This is a genomic window from Acidimicrobium ferrooxidans DSM 10331 (genome assembly GCF_000023265.1).
Lineage (GTDB): Bacteria > Actinomycetota > Acidimicrobiia > Acidimicrobiales > Acidimicrobiaceae > Acidimicrobium > Acidimicrobium ferrooxidans.
In genome coordinates this window covers 1311572-1329897 of sequence record NC_013124.1, presented here as the reverse complement: position 1 = coordinate 1329897, position 18326 = coordinate 1311572, and the positions used below count along the sequence as shown (strand labels likewise).

The window sequence follows — 18326 nt, the reverse complement described above, 5'->3', positions numbered from 1 at the left end:
TGCGCAAGCGATGGATGGAACCGTCGTGGTCGTGCTGGAATGTCAGCTAGTGCCGTTCGTGCCGATTCATCGCGCTGTGTGTCTACCATGGGCGTTGACGACGGAGGTGTCCATGGAGAACGGGTGGCTCGGTACTCGGGAGGCCGCCGAAGAGCTCGGCATCTCCCTGCGAACGCTGTATCGGTTGATCGACGATGGGGCCATCGTGGCGTACCAGATCGGCCGGAACTTGCGGATCCGACGCTCGGACCTCGATGCGTTCCTCGAGTCGGCCCGGGTTCGGCCAGGGGCGCTCGGCAGTCGACGCGTGCACGGAGCTTCCTCGATGACGAGTCAGAGCCTGCTAAGCTAGGGGTGCCGTACGGTCGAAACGTGGTGGCGCCAGAGGCGTGGTGTCAGCGCGAACAGCCGTCACTGTGGTGCCGTGCGGTCGTAGCGGCGAGCAAGGACGAGGGAGCGGAGTGCAACGACGAGGGATCTGCCCTCGGTGCTCACGATGAGCGCGATGTCCTCTCCGAGTGCGTCGATGCGTCTCGTCGCGAGGCTCGAGCCGTCTCGCAACCACAGGGTCCAGTTCGCCCCGAGACCCGCTCGTTCGAGCTCGACGGCGAAGGAGCCGAGCGTTGGCGCGCGAGGGGCGCGTGAGGTCGAGATGGCGAGCACGGCCACCGCGTCGGTGGGGATGAGCGACGTCGATCCGCCCGGGTGGATCAGGCGTACGCACCTCGACGACCAGGCATCGACGAAGCCGGTGGACGTTCGGCCGTCGACGAGGCGAACCTCGGCGCGCTCGGTCCGTGCGAGCACGTCCGCGAGGTCGATCACGCGGTCGGGAGAGGCACCCCGTGTCGTGGGTTCGTGTGCTCGCTCGTCCACGGGGCTCGTCTCGGCGCGTCGGTCTGGGCACTTGAGCCATGTGCTGGGCGGGTGGCATCGATGAGCGCGGTCTCGTCAGGCCTGACCCCGCCGCTCGCGGCGACGCGGGTCGACGTTGATCGGCCTGAGCTGTTGGCGATCGTCTTCGGCGCCCACGACGAGCTGCTCCGGGTGCTCGAGGAGGCGGTCGGACAGGCGCGCGTCGTCGTGCGCGACGGCGGGGTGATGATCTCGGGCGCCGATGCGGACCTCGCGGCGCGCGTCCTTGGGGAGTTGCTCGCGCTTGCTGCCCGAGGCGACGCGGTCGAAGCTGCGGTCGTGCATCGGGTGGTCGAGATGTTGCGTCACGAGCAGAGCCCGTCGGCCGTGAGCGATCTCGAGCTGTTGCGTACCCGCGACGGTCGCAGCCTGCGGCCGCGAACGGCCGGCCAGCGTCGCTACGTCGAAGCCATCCAACGCTCGACCGTGACCTTCGGCGTCGGTCCGGCCGGCACGGGCAAGTCCTATCTCGCGGTGGCGGCGGCGACTGCAGCACTGCGTGCCAAGCGGGTGCAACGCATCGTGCTCACACGCCCGGCGGTCGAGGCGGGCGAACGGCTCGGATTCTTGCCTGGCGATGTGGCGGCCAAGGTCGACCCCTATCTCCGTCCGCTCTACGACGCGCTCTACGATCTCCTCGAGCCCGAAGCAGTGCTCCGACTGCTCGAGCGAGGGCTGATCGAGGTCGCTCCGCTCGCGTTCATGCGTGGCCGTACGCTGAACCAGAGCTTCATTATCCTCGACGAGGCTCAGAACACGACCACGGGTCAGATGAAGATGTTCCTCACGCGGATCGGCTTCGGATCCACCGCCGTCGTCACCGGTGACGCGACCCAGATCGATCTCGATGGAGGGACGTCCGGGCTCCTAGATGCCATCGGGCGTCTCGCCAACATCCCCGACGTGTCGATCGTGCGCCTCGACCGGCGCGATATCGTTCGCCACCCCGTGGTGCGCGCGATCCTCGAGGCCTACGACGACGACCCCACCGCGGCAGGGTCCCGTGGCTGATCCTGCGCCTCCCGCGGCCACGGTGGTCGTCGCGAACGAGCAGTCCGCCGTCGAGATCCACGAAGCGATGGTGGCGCGCCTCGCGACCGAGGTGCTCACCGCCCTCGGCGTGCACGGGGTCAGCGAGCTGTCGGTGGTCTTCGTCGATGCGGAGACCATCGCGAGCCTGAACGCTCGCTATCGAGGCCGCGTCGGGCCGACGGACGTCCTCTCCTTCGCGATCGACGACGTCGGCGACGACGCCAGCGAGCACCGTCCCTCGACCGCATCGGGATTGCCGACCCTCCTCGGCGACGTCGTGATCTGTCCTGAGGTTGCCCGTACGAACGCGCCTGAGCACCGCGGCGATCGTGGCCACGACGGGAGCGTGGGTGACGAGGTGGCCTTGCTGCTCATCCACGGGATCTTGCACATCCGAGGTTGGGACCACGAGGCCGACGAGGACGCCGAGCGCATGGAGGCGGAGGAGGCGGCGCTGCTGGAGCGCTACCGCGCGCTTCGTGGCGAGGTTGGTGCTGAGGTGGCGAGCGAGCGGTGAGCACCGCTGATTGGTGGTCCCTCGTCGCGGTCGTGCTGCTCGTCGGGGTATCGGCGATCCTGTCTGCGGCCGAGACTGGCCTGACACGCACGAGCCGAGTCAAGGCCCAAGCGCTCGTCGATCAGCGACGGCGGGGCGCTCGCGCCTTGGCCTCGCTCGTCGAAGCTCCCTCGACGTACCTGTCGACGGTGTTGCTCCTAACGCTCGTCAGTCAGCTCATCGCGGCCACGCTGGTCGGGGTCGTCGCCGACCATGTCTTCGGCACGCTCGGGGTCGTCGTCGCAACGGCGGTCGAGATCCTCGTGATCTTCGTGGTGGGCGAGGCGATCCCCAAGAACGTCGCGGCGGTGCACCCCGAAGGGGTTGCGCTGCGTCTCGCTCCGATCGTCGCCGTCTTGGTGCGCTTCTGGCCGATTCGCGTGTTGGCCGGTGGCGTCGCCTCGTTGTCGGCACTGCTCACGCCGTGGCGCGCGCCCGGCGCCACCGTGAGTGAGGCCGAGTTGCTCGCCATGGCGGACGCGGCCGAGCAGGGTGACGTGATCGAGACCGACGAGCGTGAACTCATCCACTCGGTGATCTCCTTCGGCGACACGATCGCGCGGGAGGTCATGGTTCCGCGCCCGGACGTCGTCGCCGTCCCAGCGGAGACGACGGTCGCGGGCGCGATCGAGGTCGTCATCGAGGTTGGTCGCTCTCGATTGCCGGTCTATGAGAGCTCGCTCGACAACGTCCTTGGCATCGTCCTTGCGAAGGATCTGCTCGCACTCGAGCACACTGGCCTTCGAGACGTGCCGGTCGGCCAGCACATGCGACCGATCCACTTCGTACCGGAGACCAAGCCGGTGGCGGACCTGCTCAAGGAGATGCGCGACGGGAAGTTCCACCTCGCCGTGGTCGTCGACGAGTACGGCTCGACCGCGGGCATCGTGACCCTCGAGGACCTCATCGAGGAGCTCGTGGGCGAGATCCACGACGAGTTCGACGCCGGTGGTGAGGGTGTGGTGGAGCTGGGGGAGGGTCGCTGGGAGGTGCGGGGCTCGGTGAGCATCGACGACCTCTCGGAGCGTATCGGCGAGGAGCTGCCCGAGGGCGAGTGGGACTCGGTTGGGGGGCTGATCATGGGGCTGCTCGGTCATCTGCCGCGCGTCGGTGAGGAAGTCGACGTTGATGGGGTGCGACTCCAGGTACGCCAAGTGGCGCGTCACCGGGTCGCGTCCGTGCTCGTCGAGCGCCACCCGGGAGGTCTCGATGGATCCTGACGACGCGCCTCCCATTCGCCGATCAGGGTTCGTTGCGGTGATCGGCCGCACGAACGTGGGCAAGTCGTCGCTGGTCAATGCGCTCGCAGGCGAGCGCGCGACCATCGTGTCTCGACATCCGAACACGACCCGGCGCTCCGTGCGGGTCATCAGTCGCGTGGGCGATGCGGAGCTCGTCCTCGTCGACACCCCCGGCATCGCAGCGGCGCACGACGAACTCTCGGCGCGCCTGCGACGCTGGGTCGATGACGAGTGGGACGGCGCGGACCGGGCGCTGCTGGTCGTGGATGCCGAGCGTGGTGTGGGTGCTCGTGAGCGAGAACTCGCGAGCCGTCTGAAGCCGAGCGACGTCGCCGTCGTCGCACGCATCGATCGCGTCCGTCGTGCTCGCACGCTCGCGGTCCTTGCCGAGCTCGCTCAGGTGCCGCTCGCGGAGTACTTCGTGGCTTCGGTGCGAACCGGGGAAGGGATCGAAGAGCTGCGCTCCTACCTGGCCTCTTCGTTGCCGGAGGGTCCTGCCCTCTACGAGGCAGGGGTCGCGCTCGATCTCCCACGCGCGACCTACGTGGCCGAGGTGGTGCGCGAGGAGTTCCTCCACCATCTGCGCGACGAGCTCCCACAGGCGCTCGCGTGCCAGGTGGAGTCGTGGAGCGACGACGGTGTGGAGGTCGTCGTCTACGTCGAACGGCCGAGCCAGCGTGCGATCGTGCTCGGCCACGAGGGACGGGTGCTGGCCGCCGTGCGACGTCAGGCCCAGCGCCGGCTGCGCGCGTACCCGCCGCTCACGCTCCGGGTCAAGGTGCAGCGCGACTGGCGCCGATCCGCACGGATGCTCGACGAGCTGGGGCTGTGAGGTCCGGACGCCCGGACGCGCCGACGCCGACCTCGCTAGGCTGAGGGCTGGCCGGGGGAGGGGCGATGACGATTCGAGAGATGCTCGAGGGAACCTGGACCGGGAGCGGGATCGGCAGCTATCCCGAGGTTGCCGAGTTCAGCTACCAAGAGCGCCTGCGCTTCGAGAGCAATGGTCGGCCGTTCCTCCGCATGGAACAGCACACGACGGGTCCGGACGGATCGCCGCTCCACACCGAGGTGGGGTATCTGCGCTTCGTCGCGAACGGTCGGCTCGAGCTCGTCGTGGCGCAGCCAACGGGCATCGTCGAGGTCCTCGAGGGCGGTGCCGAGGAAGCCGAGGGTGGTGTCGTCATCTCCTTGACCTCACTCGTCGTCGCGACGACGCCGAGCGCCAAGCGAGTGGATGCGGTGCAGCGTCGCTTCACGTTGCGCGGGGATGAGCTCATGACGGAGCTCTGGATGGACGCCATGGAGCGGGGCATGCACCAGCACTTGGAGTCACGCCTGCGCCGTGGCTAGGCCCAGCGAGGTGCCATCGGCGCTCGAGCGCATCGATACGACGCGCGTGCCGCTGCACGTGGCGTTCGTGATGGACGGCAATGGACGTTGGGCTCAGCGCTATGGACTGCCGCGCACCCAGGGGCACGCCGCTGGCGAGACGGCGCTGTTCGACGTGGTCGAGGGGGCGCTCGAGGTCGGGGTTCGGTGGCTGACCGTCTATGCCTTCTCCACCGAGAACTGGCGACGCCCGCCCGACGAGGTGCGCTTCCTCATGAACTTCAATCGGAGCCTGCTCCGCCGCCGGCGCGATGAGCTCAACGATCGTGGCGTGCGGATTCGGTTCCTGGGGCGACGCAGTCGGCGCGTGCCGCCGTCGGTGACGCGCGAGATGGATCTCGCGGCTGAGCTGACCGCGCACAACGATCGCCTGACGCTCACGATGGCCTTCAATTACGGTGGCAGAGCCGAGATCGTCGATGCCCTTCGACGGATCGTTGCCGAAGGCGTGCCGGCTCGAGCGATCGACGAGTCGACGGTGGCCTCCCACTTGTACTTTCCGGATATGCCCGACCCTGACCTCGTGGTGCGCACGTCGGGCGAGTATCGGATCTCCAATTTCCTGCTCTGGCAGCTCGCCTATGCCGAGCTGGTGTTTCTGGACACCCTCTGGCCGGACGTACGGCGCGAGCATCTCTTCGAGGCCATCGCCGAGTACCAGGGGCGCGATCGGCGCTTTGGCGGGGTGGGCCGATGAGCGGCTCGGGTCAACTGCAGCGAGCGGCCGGGTGGTTCTTGCTCGCCCTCGTGGTGGCGGTCATGGGTGCCCTCGCGGCCGGTGCGATCGGAGGGGGTGCGGCCGGGATCGGAGCCATGGTGCTCGTCGGGGTCATCTTCGTCGCCTTGCTCATCGTCGGGGGGCGTCGTCGTCGCTTCCGACGTCGCGCGCCGTGAGCGGAAGGTACCGCGACCTTGCGGTCGTGCTGCGGACCTGGCCGCTCGGGGAGCGAGATCGCCTGGCGTTGCTGCTCACCCGGGAGCACGGCAAGGTCCGTGCCACCGTTCGGGGGGCGCGGGCCGCGAGGAGCCGCCTCAGAGGGATCGTGCAGCCGTCCGCGGTGCTCGACGTGGAGTGCTGGCGGGGGCGCGAGCTCGACGGCGTGGCCCAAGCCCAGCTCGTCGCGGCGAACCTCGCCGGACGTGGGGACCTCGATCCGGACACCGTCGGTTGGTGTTACGAGCTGCTCGATCTCGCCGATGGTCTGAGCGAGGACGGGCACGGCGACGACGCGCTGTTCGCGCTCCTCGCGCGCGGACTCGGGCTACTCGTGGAGGCCCCTTCTCGAGAGCTCTTCGCCGCGTTGACGCTGCGGGCGGTCCAGCTCGCAGGTTTTGGTCCGAGCCTCGATCGGTGTGGTTCGTGCGGCGCTGAGGGGGAGCTGACTCGGATCGACCCCGCCTCCCAGCAGGCGCGCTGTGACGCCTGCGGCGGGGTCGCGATCGGGGTTCCGGCGATGCGGGCCGCTCGGCTGGTGCTCGAGGGGCGTACGCGCGACGGACTGCGCGCCGTGGATGCCGTGGCTGCGCGGCGCTTCGAGGAGCTCGCGACCCGGATCGCCGAGGCGGTCCTCGGTCGTCGCTTGCGCGGTCTCGCCCACGTCGCGCCCGAGCCTCGCCCAAGCCGGCCCGTCGCGCCATGAGCAGGGTCGTTGCTCCTACACTGGCGCCATGCCTGAGCCCGATACCTTGGACGCCGTCGTCAGCCTCACGAAGCGTCGGGGCTTCATCTTTCCGTCCGCCGAGCTCTACGGCGGATTTCGCTCGGCGTACGACTTCGGGCCGCTTGGCGTCCTTCTGCTCCGCAAGATCCGCGAGGCCTGGTGGTCCTACATGGTCCGAGAGCGCCGAGAGGTGGTCGGCCTCGAGGCGTCGATCCTGACGCCTCCGGCCATCTGGCGAGCCTCGGGTCACCTCGAGCACTTCACGGATCCGCTGGTCGACTGTCGGTCCTGCCACGAGCGCTGGAGGGCAGACCAGATCGATGGCGTGTGTCCGAAGTGCGGGTCTCGCGACCTCACCCCGGCACGGGCCTTCAATCTCATGTTTCGCACCTTCGTCGGTCCGGTCGAGGGGGAGGGAGCCGAGGCCTACCTCCGACCCGAGACGGCTCAGGGGATGTTCGTGGACGCACAGAGCGTCGCGCGCGCGATGCGGCTGCGTCCGCCTTTTGGTATCGCGCAGATCGGCAAGTCCTTTCGCAACGAGATCACCCCGGGCAACTTCGTCTTTCGCACGCGCGAGTTCGAGCAGATGGAGATGGAGTACTTCGTGCATCCGTCGGTGGCCGCCGAGGCCCACGACTTCTGGATCGCGGAGCGACTGCGCTGGTATCAAGAGCTCGGCCTCGAGGGTGATTGGCTGCGCCTGCGAGAGCACGACGCCGACGAGCTCTCGCACTACTCGTCACGCACCGTCGACATCGAGTTCCGCTTTCCCTGGGGCTACGGTGAGCTCGAGGGGATCGCAAACCGGACCGACTTCGACCTGCGAGCCCACGCCGCCGCCTCGGGGGAGGATCTCTCCGTGCTCGATCCGGTGACCGAGGAGCGTTACTACCCCTCGACCATCGAGCCAGCCGGAGGCGTCACACGCGCAGCGATGGCGTTCCTCCTCGCGGCCTACCATGTCGACGAGGTCAACGGGGAGTCGCGGACCGTGCTGCGGCTCTCGCCTCATCTCGCGCCCTACACCGTGGCGGTCTTGCCGCTCTCGCGCAAGCCGGCCCTCGTCGAGCTCGCGCACGAGATCTTCGCCGATCTCGCGACGATCGTGGACGTCGACTACGACGAGACCCAGTCGATCGGGAGGCGCTACCGGCGCCAGGATGAGATCGGCACCCCGTGGTGCGTCACCGTCGACTTCGACTCGCTGGAGGATCGCGCCGTGACGGTGCGCGATCGGGACACGCTCGAGCAGGTACGCATTCCGGTCGCAGACCTGGTCGCCCACGTTCGTGAGCGCTTGGCGGCCACGCCGAGGCCGCGTGCTCGGACATTAACGTTCCATCAACGCTAGACTCCCATCACCTTGTGGGCAACGACGCCCGGCGTCGGATGCCTCGTGCGCGCCCCGTGCGCACGAGCGGTGAGCTGTGGAGGGTCCTTCGTGCCGTTCATCTACCCATTCGACCATGCGCACCCAGTCGCGCCGAAGGAGCTCAAGGCGCTCCTCGGTGGCAAGGGTGCCAACCTCGCGGAGATGACGAGCGTGCTCGGTCTGCCGGTGCCACCCGGCTTCACGATTTCGACGGACGCCTGTCGTGCCTACTTGGGCAACGGGTGGCCCGACGGGCTCGACGAGGAGCTCGACCGTCACGTCGGGGCGCTCGAGGATCGCATGGGTCGGCGGCTCGGTGACCCATCCGATCCGCTGCTCGTGTCGGTACGCTCGGGCGCGCAGTTCTCGATGCCAGGCATGATGGACACGGTCCTCAACCTGGGGCTGAACGACTCGTCGGTCGAAGGTCTCACTCGTCAGACGAATGACGAGCGCTTCGCGTACGACTCGTATCGCCGATTCATCGCGATGTACGCGCGCATCGTGCTCGGGCTCGATCCGGAGCCGTTCGAGCGCTTGCTCGTCGAGGCGAAGCAACGAGTCGGCACGGAGAACGACGGCGAGCTGCCCCCAAGCGAGTTGCGTCGGCTGGCCGGTGCCTACCTCGAGCTCGTCGGTGAGCTCGCAGGGAGCCCGTTCCCACAGCACCCTCGCGATCAGCTGCGTGGCGCGATCGAGGCCGTGTTTCGGTCGTGGAACGGCGAGCGCGCGCACGCATACCGCGAGCGCGAAGGCATCCCTGACGACCTGGGGACGGCGGTGAACGTCCAGGCCATGGTCTTCGGCAACCGCGATGACCGCTCGGGTACCGGCGTCGGCTTCACTCGCGACCCCGCGACCGGGGAGCAGGGTGCCTATGGAGACTTCCTTGTCAACGCCCAAGGAGAGGACGTCGTCGCCGGCATTCGCATTACCGAGCCGCTGTCTGCCCTCCAGGATCAGTTCCCCGAGGTCTTTGCGGAGCTCATGGATGTCTTCGCACGGCTGGAGCGGCATTTTCGCGACATGTGCGACGTCGAGTTCACGATCGAACAGGGCAAGCTCTGGCTGCTCCAGACGCGAGTCGGCAAGCGAACCGGTGTCGCCGCACTCCGCATGGCGGTGCAGATGACCAAGGATCCCGCCATCGCCCTCACCAAGGAGGAGGCGGTTGCCCGGATCACTCCCGACCACCTCGACCAGGTGCTCCACCCGCGCTTTGCCGCCGAAGTCGTCGACGTACTGACCCGGGGGCTCGGTGCCTCGCCGGGTGCGGCCGTCGGGAGGGTGTATCTCGACGCCGCGAGTGCGGTCGAAGCACACGCGGCAGGCGAGCCGGTCATCCTCGTTCGCAAGGAGACGAGCCCGGAGGACGTCCGCGGCATGCTCGCGGCCGAGGGCATCTTGACGACCCGCGGTGGGCTGGTGTCGCACGCGGCGGTCGTCGCGCGTGGCTGGGGCAAGCCGGCCGTCGTGGGGGCGGACGCGATCGTGATCGAGGAGGGCGGTTTTCGCGTCGGTGGCAGGCAGGTCGGTGTCGGAGACTGGATTTCGATCGACGGCACGAGTGGCGTCGTCGTCGCCGGACGGATGCCGCTTGCCGAGTCCGCACCGCCGGAGGAGTTCGAGATCGTGCTCGGATGGGCTGACGAGATCGCCTTTGGGAAGGTGGGCGTGCGCGCCAACGCCGACACCGCCGACGACGCCGAGCGTGCGCGGCGCTTCGGGGCCAAGGGCATTGGCCTGTGCCGCACTGAGCACATGTTCCTCCAGCCGGATCGACTCCCGATCGTCCGGCGGATGATCCTGGCCGAGAGCCCCGAGGAGGAAGCGAGCGCGCTCGAGGAGCTCTTCGAGGCCCAGCGGCGTGACTTTCGGGGGATCCTCGAGGTCATGAGTGGGCTGCCGGTGACGGTTCGCCTCTTGGACCCACCCCTGCACGAGTTCCTCCCCGACGTGACCGCGCTTGAGCGTGCCGAGGCAGCGGGGGGTCTCGACGACGAGGGCGAGCGCCTGCTCGCTGCGGCACGTGCGTGGCATGAGCAGAACCCGATGCTGGGGATCCGTGGCGTTCGCCTCGGCGTCGTCAAGCCTGGCCTCTACGGGATGCAGGTGCGCGCCCTCCTTGCGGCGGCCGAGGACGTCGCACGAGCCGGTGGTGAGCCCATCGTGGAGGTCATGATCCCGCTCACGGTGAGCAGGGAGGAGCTCGCGCTCGCCAGGCAATGGTTCGACGAGGCGCGCGCGGCCTCGGACGCGCGATTCGAAGTGCGCTTCGGGACGATGATCGAGACGCCCCGGGCTGCGCTGATCGCCGACGAACTCGCTCGCGAGGCCGACTTCTTCTCCTTCGGTACGAACGACCTCACCCAGATGACCTTCGGCTTCTCGCGCGACGACGTCGAGGCCAAGCTCATGCCCGCCTATCTGGCGAGCGAGCTCCTCGCGGCCAATCCGTTCAAGACGGTCGACCCACGCGGGGTCATGCGCCTCGTGCGGCAGGCGGTCGAGGCGGGGCGGCGAGAGCGTCCCGGACTCAAGGTCGGTGTGTGCGGGGAACATGGTGGCGATCCGGCCTCCATCGCGCAGTTCGTCGAGGCCGGTCTCGATTACGTGAGCGCGTCACCGTTCCGGGTGCCGATCGCGCGCCTCGCCGTCGCACAGTCGTTGATGCGCGCGAAGGACGCCGCCGAGACGGCGTAGCCTTGAGCGAGTGGCCATAGCCGACGCCGATGTGCGGCGCGTACGCGATGCGACGGACCTCGTCGCGCTCGTCTCCGAGACGGTCGCGCTGCGCCGGGTCGGGAGGCGTTGGGTCGGTCTGTGTCCGTTCCACGACGAGCGCTCGCCGTCGTTCAGTGTGAACCCAGAGCTCGGGGTGTACTACTGTTTCGGCTGTCACGCCCGAGGTGATGCGATCACCTTCGTCCGTGAGGTGCAGGGCCTCGACTTCACTGAAGCCGTCGAGCAGCTTGCCCGACGAGCCGGTCTTCGCATCGAGCACGAGGCTGCCGGTGAGCCGCGAGCGTCCACGCGTCGCGAGGCACTTACCGTGCTCGAAGCCCAGACCACCTGGTACGCGGACCAGCTCGCTGGACCGGCAGGTGAGCGCGCTCGAGAGTATCTCGCGGCTCGAGGGATCAGCGAGGACCAGATCGCGAAGTTCCGCATCGGCTATGCACCGCCGTCGCGAGCGGCGAGCCTCGCCGAACTCGGAGCATCGGCGGCGATCGCGCTCGAGGTCGGGATCCGCGTGCGCGGCCAGGACGGGTCGCTGCATGACCCGATGAGCGGACGCATCGTGTTCCCGATCCGCGAGGTCGCGGGTCAGGTCATCGCGTTCGGCGGTCGGGTCGTGCCTCCGGCCAGAGATGGCGTCCCGAAGTATCGGAACACGCAGGACACGGCCTACTACCACAAGCGTCAGGTCCTCTACAACCTCGATCGAGCGCGGTCGACGTTCCTGCGCGAGCGGCGCGCGTTGGTGTGCGAGGGCTACACGGACGTGATCGCACTCGATGCCGCTGGCGTCGCTGCGGTCGCGACCTGCGGCACGGCGCTCACCGACGACCACCTGCGCATCCTGCGTCGCTTCGCTCCCCAGGTCGTGGTCCTGTTCGACGGTGACGACGCAGGCCAGCGAGCGGCGGAGCAGGTCGCCCCCCTCGCCGAGGCAGCAGGCGTGGAGCTTCTCGTGGCCACCTTGCCGGGAGGACGTGATCCTGCCGAGGCCTTCGCCGAGGATCCCGATTCGCTTCGACAGGCTCTCGCGAGCCCCGTGCCGGTGGCTCGGTTCCGCCTTGAACGAGTCCTCGCCCGTGCCGATCTTCGATCGGTGGAGGGGCGGGCGCGTGCAGTGGCCGACGTCGCTGCGGTGCTCGCCTCGGTCGGCGACCCGCTCGTGCGGTCTGAGTACATCGCCATGCTGGCGGATCGGACCGGATTTCGCGAGGCCGAGCTTGCGGCGCGGCTTCCGAGCGCCCTCCGACCGCGACGTCTGCGTACGAGCGAGGCGTCAGGCCTCGATCGCCCTGCGGCGTCGGTGCTCATCGCCCTCGCCAGCGATCCTGGGCTCGGGGACCTCGTGGTACCCGCACTGTTTCGCGACCCGACCTATCGTGCACTCGCTGCAGCCCTCGGCTCGCGAGGAGAGGCGCCGGTCGCGGCCGCGCTCGAGGGCGTCGGCGATGACGTCCGCGAGCTCTACCATCGCATCGCTGCCAGCGACTCCGAAGGGAGCTTCGACGATGCCCTGGTGGTGCTCGTGTTGCGCGAGGCGGGTGTCGAACTCGAGCGTGAGGCGCGCGGCCTTGCCGGCCTCTCTGGACCTGAGCGCGAGGAGCGCCAGCGTCGCTGGACGGATCACATCATGACCCTGCATCGCCTTCGTACGGAACCTCGAGATCTCGATGCAGCCGGTGCGCTGCTCGCCTACCTCGTCGAGGCGCGGTCGGACGTCGCGCTCGGGAGCGGCTCGTGAGTGGGGTGTCGCCGGAGGCGCTGGACGGCGCTCGGGCGGTGCTGGCGCGCGGGAGGCGGGGTCGCCTGCTGCCCGACGAGGAGGTCGCCCTCTCCATCGTGCTCCAGGAAGCCCAGGAAGCCGAAGACGTGCCGCCCGACGTCGCGGCGGTGGTCCAAGCGGCGAGGGAGCGCTTCGTCGAGGGCAACATGGGCCTCGTCGTGAGCATCGCTCGACGCTACGTGCAACCGGGGATCTCGCTCGATGACCTCGTGCAGGAGGGCACGATCGGCCTCTTGCGTGCCATCGATCTCTACGACGGGCGGCGAGGATTTCGTTTCTCCACGTACGCAACCTGGTGGATTCGCCAGGCGATCGCGCAGGCGCTCACGCGGACGCGCCGCGATGTGGTCTTGCCTCGGGGGATCGCCGCCGAACTTGCTCGTGTGGAGGTTCAGCGGCGCGAGCTCGAGCAAGCCCTTGGGCGGCAGCCATCGATGGCGGAGCTCGCCGCCGCGAGTGGGATCGATGAGCTGCGCGTGCGCGAACTCCAGGGTTACGCGCGTTCGGTGCTCTCGCTCGATCAGGCGGTAGGCGAGGAGCGCGACGTGACGCTGGCTGACATCGTGCCCGACCGCGACGCAGAACCGATCGAGGAGACCATCGAGCACGCTGATCTTCGCACGGTCATCGCAGGCGCACTGGCCCATCTCGAGCCACGCGAACGTGAGGTGCTCGCCTTCCGCTTCGGTCTGGAGGGCAACGAGCCCCACAGCCTCGAGGATGCGGCGGCGTACTTTGGCATCGCGCGCGAGCGGATTCGCCAGATCGAGGCTCGCGCGATCGCACGGTTGCGCCGCGGGGATCTCGCGCCGGTGCTGCGGCGTGTGCTCGAGGACTAGCCGAGCGGTGCTGAGGGTCGGCTGCGGCCCTGGCGCACCGGTTCGCATGCGTGCGTTAGGCTCGATCGCCAACACTGGTGGAGGCGTGTGACGTGGGCGAGCTCGAGCATCTCAACGACGAGGCCTATCTCGACGTCAATCGCATCGCGCGTGAGACGGGGTGGGCCCACGGCGCGATGGCGCAGTATGCGCACTTCGTCGGCGTCGGCGTGCTCGCCGTGGTGCTGCTGGTCGCGTGGTGGCGCGCTCGCTCGCGTCGACAGGCGCCACGTGCGGTTGCGGGGGTTCTCTGGGCCGCTGGTGGGACCGTCCTCGCCTGGGTGATCGCGCACTATGTCCTGAAACCGCTCGTGGGTGAACGCCGGCCCTACGTCACGCTGCACCACGTCGAGGTGCTGCTTGCGCGCAGCGGGGGCTACTCGTTCCCGAGCGGTCACGCGACCGTCGCCGGTGCGGTGATCGTTGGCCTCTGGCTCGCGCGTGATCGCCTCATGGCCTGGATCGCGACGATCGCGGGCCTCCTCCTCGCGTTCGGGCGGGTCTACGTCGGGGTGCACTACCCGGGCGACGTGTTGGCGGGATTGGTGCTCGGGGGCGTCGTCGTCTGGGTCGGCTGGCGGCCCGCGGTAGGTCTGTTGACGGCGTTCGATGACTTCCTGCTCACGCGGACACCGTTCGCGTGGCTGGTGGAGTCGCGTCGAACGAGCGTCGGAGGTGGGCGAGCGTGATCGTGACCCCTAGACTGACGTCGCTTTCCGGGGTAGCTCAATTGGCAGAGCACGCGGCTGTTAACCGTGCGGTTGAGAGTTCGAGTCTCTCCCCCGGAGCTTCGAATCTGGCGTGAGCGAGGGTCGTCGCCCGCGCTCTGACGGGTTGAGAGAGCGTCGATGGCCGCGTGGGCAACCAAGGGCCCGTAGCTCAGCGGTGAGAGCAGGGGACTCATAATCCCTTGGTCGTGGGTTCGAATCCCACCGGGCCCACCTGCGTGCGGAGCGTTGACCTCGACCAGCGTGGGAGCGCGTGCGGTGGCGTGTGTGTCGCGCCCCGATCCTGATGGACGCCTGGTGCAGCCGTATTGGACGGTGCGAGGCATTCTTCGGGCTCATTGCGAGCTGCCGAGAACGGTGCGTCGCGACAGGAGTTCGACGTCGACGAGGTCGGATAACCACAATGAGTAGTATGAAGAATGCATTCCGTGAGAGTTCACAAGACGTGTGGAATTGAGACACAGTGAGTGCTAGAGTACTGACGCCGATCGCAGCTGCACTGCGTCGAGCCAGGTAGGGGAGGGACGTTGAGGAGGGGCGTTGTGACGAGGCGATCGACGTGGATCCTGCGAGGGACCACGAGTGCGGGTGTTGCGGGAGCGCTGGTCGCGGTCGCGTGGATGGGGCCGAGCGCCCTGTCGGCGTCGACGGCACCTGCGTATCAGCCGGTGGCGTTCAACCTCGGTGTCCTCGTCGACAACGGGGTGATCTCCCCCTTGGTCCATCTCGAGCAAACGGTTCAGGCTCAGAACGGCAACTACTACGTCGACACCGACTCCAACTCGCCGAATTACCTGATCGAGGTGTCGGGAGCCGCGCCACATGCGGTGGTCGGGACGATCCAGCTGAACGGCCTGGGCGGTCAGTATCTCGGCGACGGGGTCGCCGTCGGCAACATGCTGTACTACCGGAACGTCACGGGGATGATCCCGACGGGCGTCACTGGCGTCAGCGCGTGTCCAGTGATTGCCGTGAACCTCCAGGCGTTCACATCGCAGAACGCGACGGCCTCGGCGACCTCGCCGAGCTATGACGAGTGGAGCACGGGATCGGTGCCGGGAAGCATCAGCTGTCCGCCGGAGCCCGCGGGGACGCAGTTCTCCAGCACCCAGCACTACGCCATTGCGGCGGTGGGGCCGACGGTGTACTGGACCGGTGGCAGCCACGTCTGGGCTTGGGATACGACGACGAACACCGTGAGCGCGGTGGTCACCGCGTCGCTGACGGGTTCGCTCGCTGTCGATACGATCGGCGGCACCGTCTATGCATTCGTCGGCGAGACGAGTCCCTCGCCAGATATCGCGATGTACAACCTGGGCAGCGGGATTCCATCGTCGCCGGTGACGACGGCCGCCTACAGCTGGTCGCTGCCGACGGGCTCGTCGGGGCTTGGAGACTTCCAGCTCGACGCTGGCCAGAATGAGCTGTGGTTCGTCCGTGAGTTCGACACGCAGGTCGGCTACGTCAGCCTGCCCAGCCTCCCGATCGACAACGCCAGTTCGACGAGCAACGTGCCGAGCGGACAGGGCGCAGTGTACAACATCGTTAACGCCCCGAACGGTGCGTCGCAGGCTGAGTCCATGACGCTCGATCCGACGACGGGCAACCTCTGGGTCGCGTCGGGCAACGTGAATGGCTCCTCCAGCGCAGGTAACGTCGTCGACTTCGGCTACGTCAATCCGTCGAGCCTGACGAACGACATCGTCTCGGCCTCGACGAAGAGTAGTCCTGGCCAAATCAACCTCACCTACGAGTCGACCCCCCCGAATCTTTCATTGGGAGCCGACGACTTCGTGCTCGTTGGGTCCGATCCCGCCTACTTCTCCACGGGTCCGATCCTCTCGATCACGAAGGTCGACAACGTGAACCACGTCGCGAACCCTGGTGAGAGTTTCTCATGGGAGATCACCGCTGGCGTTGCGACGAGCTCGGCGACCGCCGAGCCGGGTCCGAGCTCGGGAGCGACGTTCGCGGCCGGGACGCTGTCGAACAGCCCATCGAGTTCGAGTTCCTTCGCGTTCACCGTGACTGACCCGCTCCCCGCAGGTGTGACCGTGTCGCAGACGGCCCTGACGAATGCCAACGCGAACGACGGCTGGAGCTGCACGCTGGCAAGCTCCTCGACGCCACCCACGGTGACGTGTACGTATGCCTTTGCGTCGACCCAGACCCTCCAGCCCGGTCAATCGTTGCCCTCGATCATCGTCCCGGTCCAGGTGGATGCGACCGATGCCGCGGGCACGGTGCTCTCGAACACCGCGACGGTGGTCTCGACCGATGCCGCTCCGCAGTCGGCAACGGATAGCGTGACGGTCGTCGCGCCGCCGAGTACCGCCGCGGGCTCGACGCCACCCCAACCGACGACGAGTGGATCCACGACGCCGACCGCTCCGGCCACGTCGTCAGCTCCGACGGTCGCGACCCAGCCGACCGCGGTGAAGCTGGTCACGGGGCCCCGTAGCGCCCCGTCCTCGATCACCGCGCTCACCTGGGGTGGTGTCGCGCTCGCGAGCGTTGGTGTCGGCGGACTTGCCGTGGTCGCGATCGAGGAGCGTCGGCGCCAGGGTGGAGCGCGAGGATCTGGCGCGCTTCGCTGACGGCAGGAGCCAAGATCGCACCCGCAGGCGTGGCGAATCATCAGTGTGACACGGAGCGCCGGACGAACCGGCGCTCCGTGTCGTTGGCGACGCCACACCGGGGTGGTTTCGTCGGCGATCGAGCGAGCAAGGCTCGCGCCGCAGGAGGCCTGTGCGACGCGCACGCTCCTTAGAGCGCGTGGGTGAGCCGCCAGCCGAAGGACGGCGTTCCGAGGCTCGCGGTGAGAATCGCGGGAACGGTGATGGTTGTGGTCGGTGTGGTCACGACGATCTCGCCGACGGCGCGCCCGCGTGGCGCCGGCAGCGCTGGTGGTCGCAGCGCGATCCGCACCGAGGCCTCGGTCGCTGGCCACAGGAGGACGCGAACGCTCCGAGCTGCGACGATCGGAATCGGCGCCGCTCGCCACGGTGCCCGCGCCCATCCGACCAGCTCGCGCGTGTCGATGATGCGCTCGCTCGCGACGCGCGCAGCAGCGGTGGTCGCGAGCGCCTGGGCGCGCCGCGCCGCACGCGCGAGGGAGGCGTAGCCCTGTTCGCCGATGACGACACCCACGCTGGTGAGCTCACCGACGGGGGTGGGCGTCCGCACCGCGATCGAGGCGCAGCCTCCCGACCAGATGGTGAAGCCGGACTTCACGCCGACGACGTCGCCGGTGCCGATCGCTTGGATGATGTTGGGCAGGGTGCCAGCGCCAGGGAGCGTGACGGCATGCTCGCTGGCGATCGCGGCGAGCGTGGGATTGTCCTCGACGCGAGCGGTCACGATGGCGACGTCACGAGCAGTGGAGACGGTGGCCTTGTTGAAGCCACTCGCGTCGGCAAAGTGTGTTCCGGTGAGCCCCATCGTGCGTGCGGTTGCGTTCATCGTGGCCACGAAGGCAGATTCTGAGCCCGCAACCCAGGTCGCCAGGATGGTGGCGATGTTGTTGGCGGAGCGAACGAGCAGGGCCTCGAGGAGCTGGCGCTCGTTCAGGCGTTCGCCGGCGGTGATCGGTACAGTCGACTGATCCTCAGCGACGTCGACGTCGCTGAGGATCACGTCGGCTGGGGTCATGGTGAGAGTGGGGCCGGATGCGGTCGAGCCGAGTGGGTGTCGGCGGACGACGATGAGGGCGGTCATGAGCTTCGCGAGGCTCGCGATCGGGACGGGTCGCTCGTGGGGCGAGGCTTCGAGAGACCCTGATCCAAGCGCCGGGATCACCGTCGCGGACTGCACGCCGTGCTTGAAGGTGATCGGGGGCGCGGTCGGGGCACGCACGCCGCTCACGTGACGGGGCGTGACCCGAATCGATGGATCGAGGGTGAGGGCCGCGTCGATCACGCCGGTTCCCGCGACGATCGCGACGGTGACGGCACCGAGGGTCACCGCTCGCCGCTGGCGCAGACGTCGGCGCCTGCTCAGCGCTCTTGGCATCGATGGACTCCCCGG

The 18326-nt window shown here is 68.3% G+C and carries 17 protein-coding genes and 2 tRNA genes; 17 read left to right on the top strand and 2 right to left on the bottom strand.

Annotated features, from left to right (window positions below; all coding sequences use genetic code 11):
- Window positions 1-10: 10 nt before the first annotated feature.
- The gene (locus tag AFER_RS06555) at window positions 11-352 is read left to right on the top strand and encodes a helix-turn-helix domain-containing protein (protein WP_083769320.1); all 342 of its coding nucleotides are present in this window, start codon (window positions 11-13) and stop codon (window positions 350-352) included.
- A 59-nt stretch (window positions 353-411) separates the two neighbouring features.
- Here the strand turns inward: AFER_RS06555 and AFER_RS06550 are convergent, their stop codons facing one another.
- A complete protein-coding gene (locus tag AFER_RS06550; RefSeq protein ID WP_015798689.1) occupies window positions 412-876 on the bottom strand; it encodes a hypothetical protein in 465 nt (154 codons plus the stop codon).
- Between the two features lie 60 nt (window positions 877-936).
- Here AFER_RS06550 and AFER_RS06545 point away from each other — a divergent pair, with 60 nt between their 5' ends.
- The 16 genes from AFER_RS06545 (at window position 937) to AFER_RS06470 (ending at window position 16897) form a co-directional block, all read left to right on the top strand.
- A complete protein-coding gene (locus AFER_RS06545; protein ID WP_015798688.1) occupies window positions 937-1926 on the top strand; it encodes a PhoH family protein in 990 nt (329 codons plus the stop codon).
- Window positions 1919-2464, top strand: coding sequence for an rRNA maturation RNase YbeY (ybeY, locus tag AFER_RS06540; RefSeq protein ID WP_015798687.1), 546 nt, complete (start codon window positions 1919-1921; stop codon window positions 2462-2464). The genes AFER_RS06545 and ybeY overlap by 8 nt, the downstream gene beginning before the upstream one ends.
- Window positions 2461-3723 carry a hemolysin family protein gene (locus tag AFER_RS06535; protein ID WP_015798686.1) on the top strand — a complete coding sequence of 421 codons (1263 nt, stop codon included), beginning with the start codon at window positions 2461-2463 and terminating at the stop codon, window positions 3721-3723. The genes ybeY and AFER_RS06535 overlap by 4 nt, the downstream gene beginning before the upstream one ends.
- The gene (gene era, locus AFER_RS06530) at window positions 3713-4576 is read left to right on the top strand and encodes a GTPase Era (protein WP_015798685.1); all 864 of its coding nucleotides are present in this window, start codon (window positions 3713-3715) and stop codon (window positions 4574-4576) included. The genes AFER_RS06535 and era overlap by 11 nt, the downstream gene beginning before the upstream one ends.
- A gap of 65 nt (window positions 4577-4641) precedes the next feature.
- Window positions 4642-5097, top strand: a complete 456-nt coding sequence (locus AFER_RS06525; RefSeq protein ID WP_015798684.1) for a heme-binding beta-barrel domain-containing protein — start codon at window positions 4642-4644, stop codon at window positions 5095-5097.
- On the top strand, window positions 5090-5833 hold the full coding sequence (uppS, locus tag AFER_RS06520) for a polyprenyl diphosphate synthase (protein ID WP_049755379.1): 744 nt from the start codon (window positions 5090-5092) through the stop codon (window positions 5831-5833). The genes AFER_RS06525 and uppS overlap by 8 nt, the downstream gene beginning before the upstream one ends.
- Window positions 5830-6030, top strand: a complete 201-nt coding sequence (locus AFER_RS12365; RefSeq protein ID WP_015798682.1) for a hypothetical protein — start codon at window positions 5830-5832, stop codon at window positions 6028-6030. Before uppS ends, AFER_RS12365 begins: the two co-directional genes overlap by 4 nt.
- Window positions 6027-6776 carry a DNA repair protein RecO gene (recO, locus tag AFER_RS11075; protein ID WP_015798681.1) on the top strand — a complete coding sequence of 250 codons (750 nt, stop codon included), beginning with the start codon at window positions 6027-6029 and terminating at the stop codon, window positions 6774-6776. The genes AFER_RS12365 and recO overlap by 4 nt, the downstream gene beginning before the upstream one ends.
- A gap of 28 nt (window positions 6777-6804) precedes the next feature.
- The gene (locus AFER_RS06505; RefSeq protein ID WP_015798680.1) at window positions 6805-8151 is read left to right on the top strand and encodes a glycine--tRNA ligase; all 1347 of its coding nucleotides are present in this window, start codon (window positions 6805-6807) and stop codon (window positions 8149-8151) included.
- A 90-nt stretch (window positions 8152-8241) separates the two neighbouring features.
- On the top strand, window positions 8242-10875 hold the full coding sequence (gene ppdK / locus AFER_RS06500) for a pyruvate, phosphate dikinase (protein ID WP_015798679.1): 2634 nt from the start codon (window positions 8242-8244) through the stop codon (window positions 10873-10875).
- Between the two features lie 10 nt (window positions 10876-10885).
- Window positions 10886-12652, top strand: coding sequence for a DNA primase (gene dnaG / locus AFER_RS06495; RefSeq protein WP_015798678.1), 1767 nt, complete (start codon window positions 10886-10888; stop codon window positions 12650-12652).
- Window positions 12649-13533 (top strand): sigma-70 family RNA polymerase sigma factor, encoded by an 885-nt coding sequence (locus AFER_RS06490; RefSeq protein ID WP_015798677.1) that lies wholly within the window; start codon window positions 12649-12651, stop codon window positions 13531-13533. The genes dnaG and AFER_RS06490 overlap by 4 nt, the downstream gene beginning before the upstream one ends.
- Window positions 13534-13625: 92 nt before the next feature.
- On the top strand, window positions 13626-14261 hold the full coding sequence (locus AFER_RS06485; protein WP_015798676.1) for a phosphatase PAP2 family protein: 636 nt from the start codon (window positions 13626-13628) through the stop codon (window positions 14259-14261).
- Window positions 14262-14287: 26 nt separating this feature from the next.
- Window positions 14288-14360 (top strand) — tRNA-Asn (locus AFER_RS06480).
- Window positions 14361-14440: 80 nt separating this feature from the next.
- Window positions 14441-14513 (top strand) — tRNA-Ile (locus tag AFER_RS06475).
- 329 nt (window positions 14514-14842) lie between these two features.
- Window positions 14843-16897, top strand: a complete 2055-nt coding sequence (locus AFER_RS06470; protein ID WP_015798675.1) for a hypothetical protein — start codon at window positions 14843-14845, stop codon at window positions 16895-16897.
- A 169-nt stretch (window positions 16898-17066) separates the two neighbouring features.
- On the opposite strand, the gene AFER_RS11070 is transcribed toward AFER_RS06470, so the two are convergent.
- Window positions 17067-18311: a D-alanyl-D-alanine carboxypeptidase family protein gene (locus AFER_RS11070; RefSeq protein ID WP_015798674.1), complete on the bottom strand. Its 1245-nt coding sequence runs from the start codon at window positions 18309-18311 to the stop codon at window positions 17067-17069.
- Between the last annotated feature and the right edge of the window lie 15 nt (window positions 18312-18326).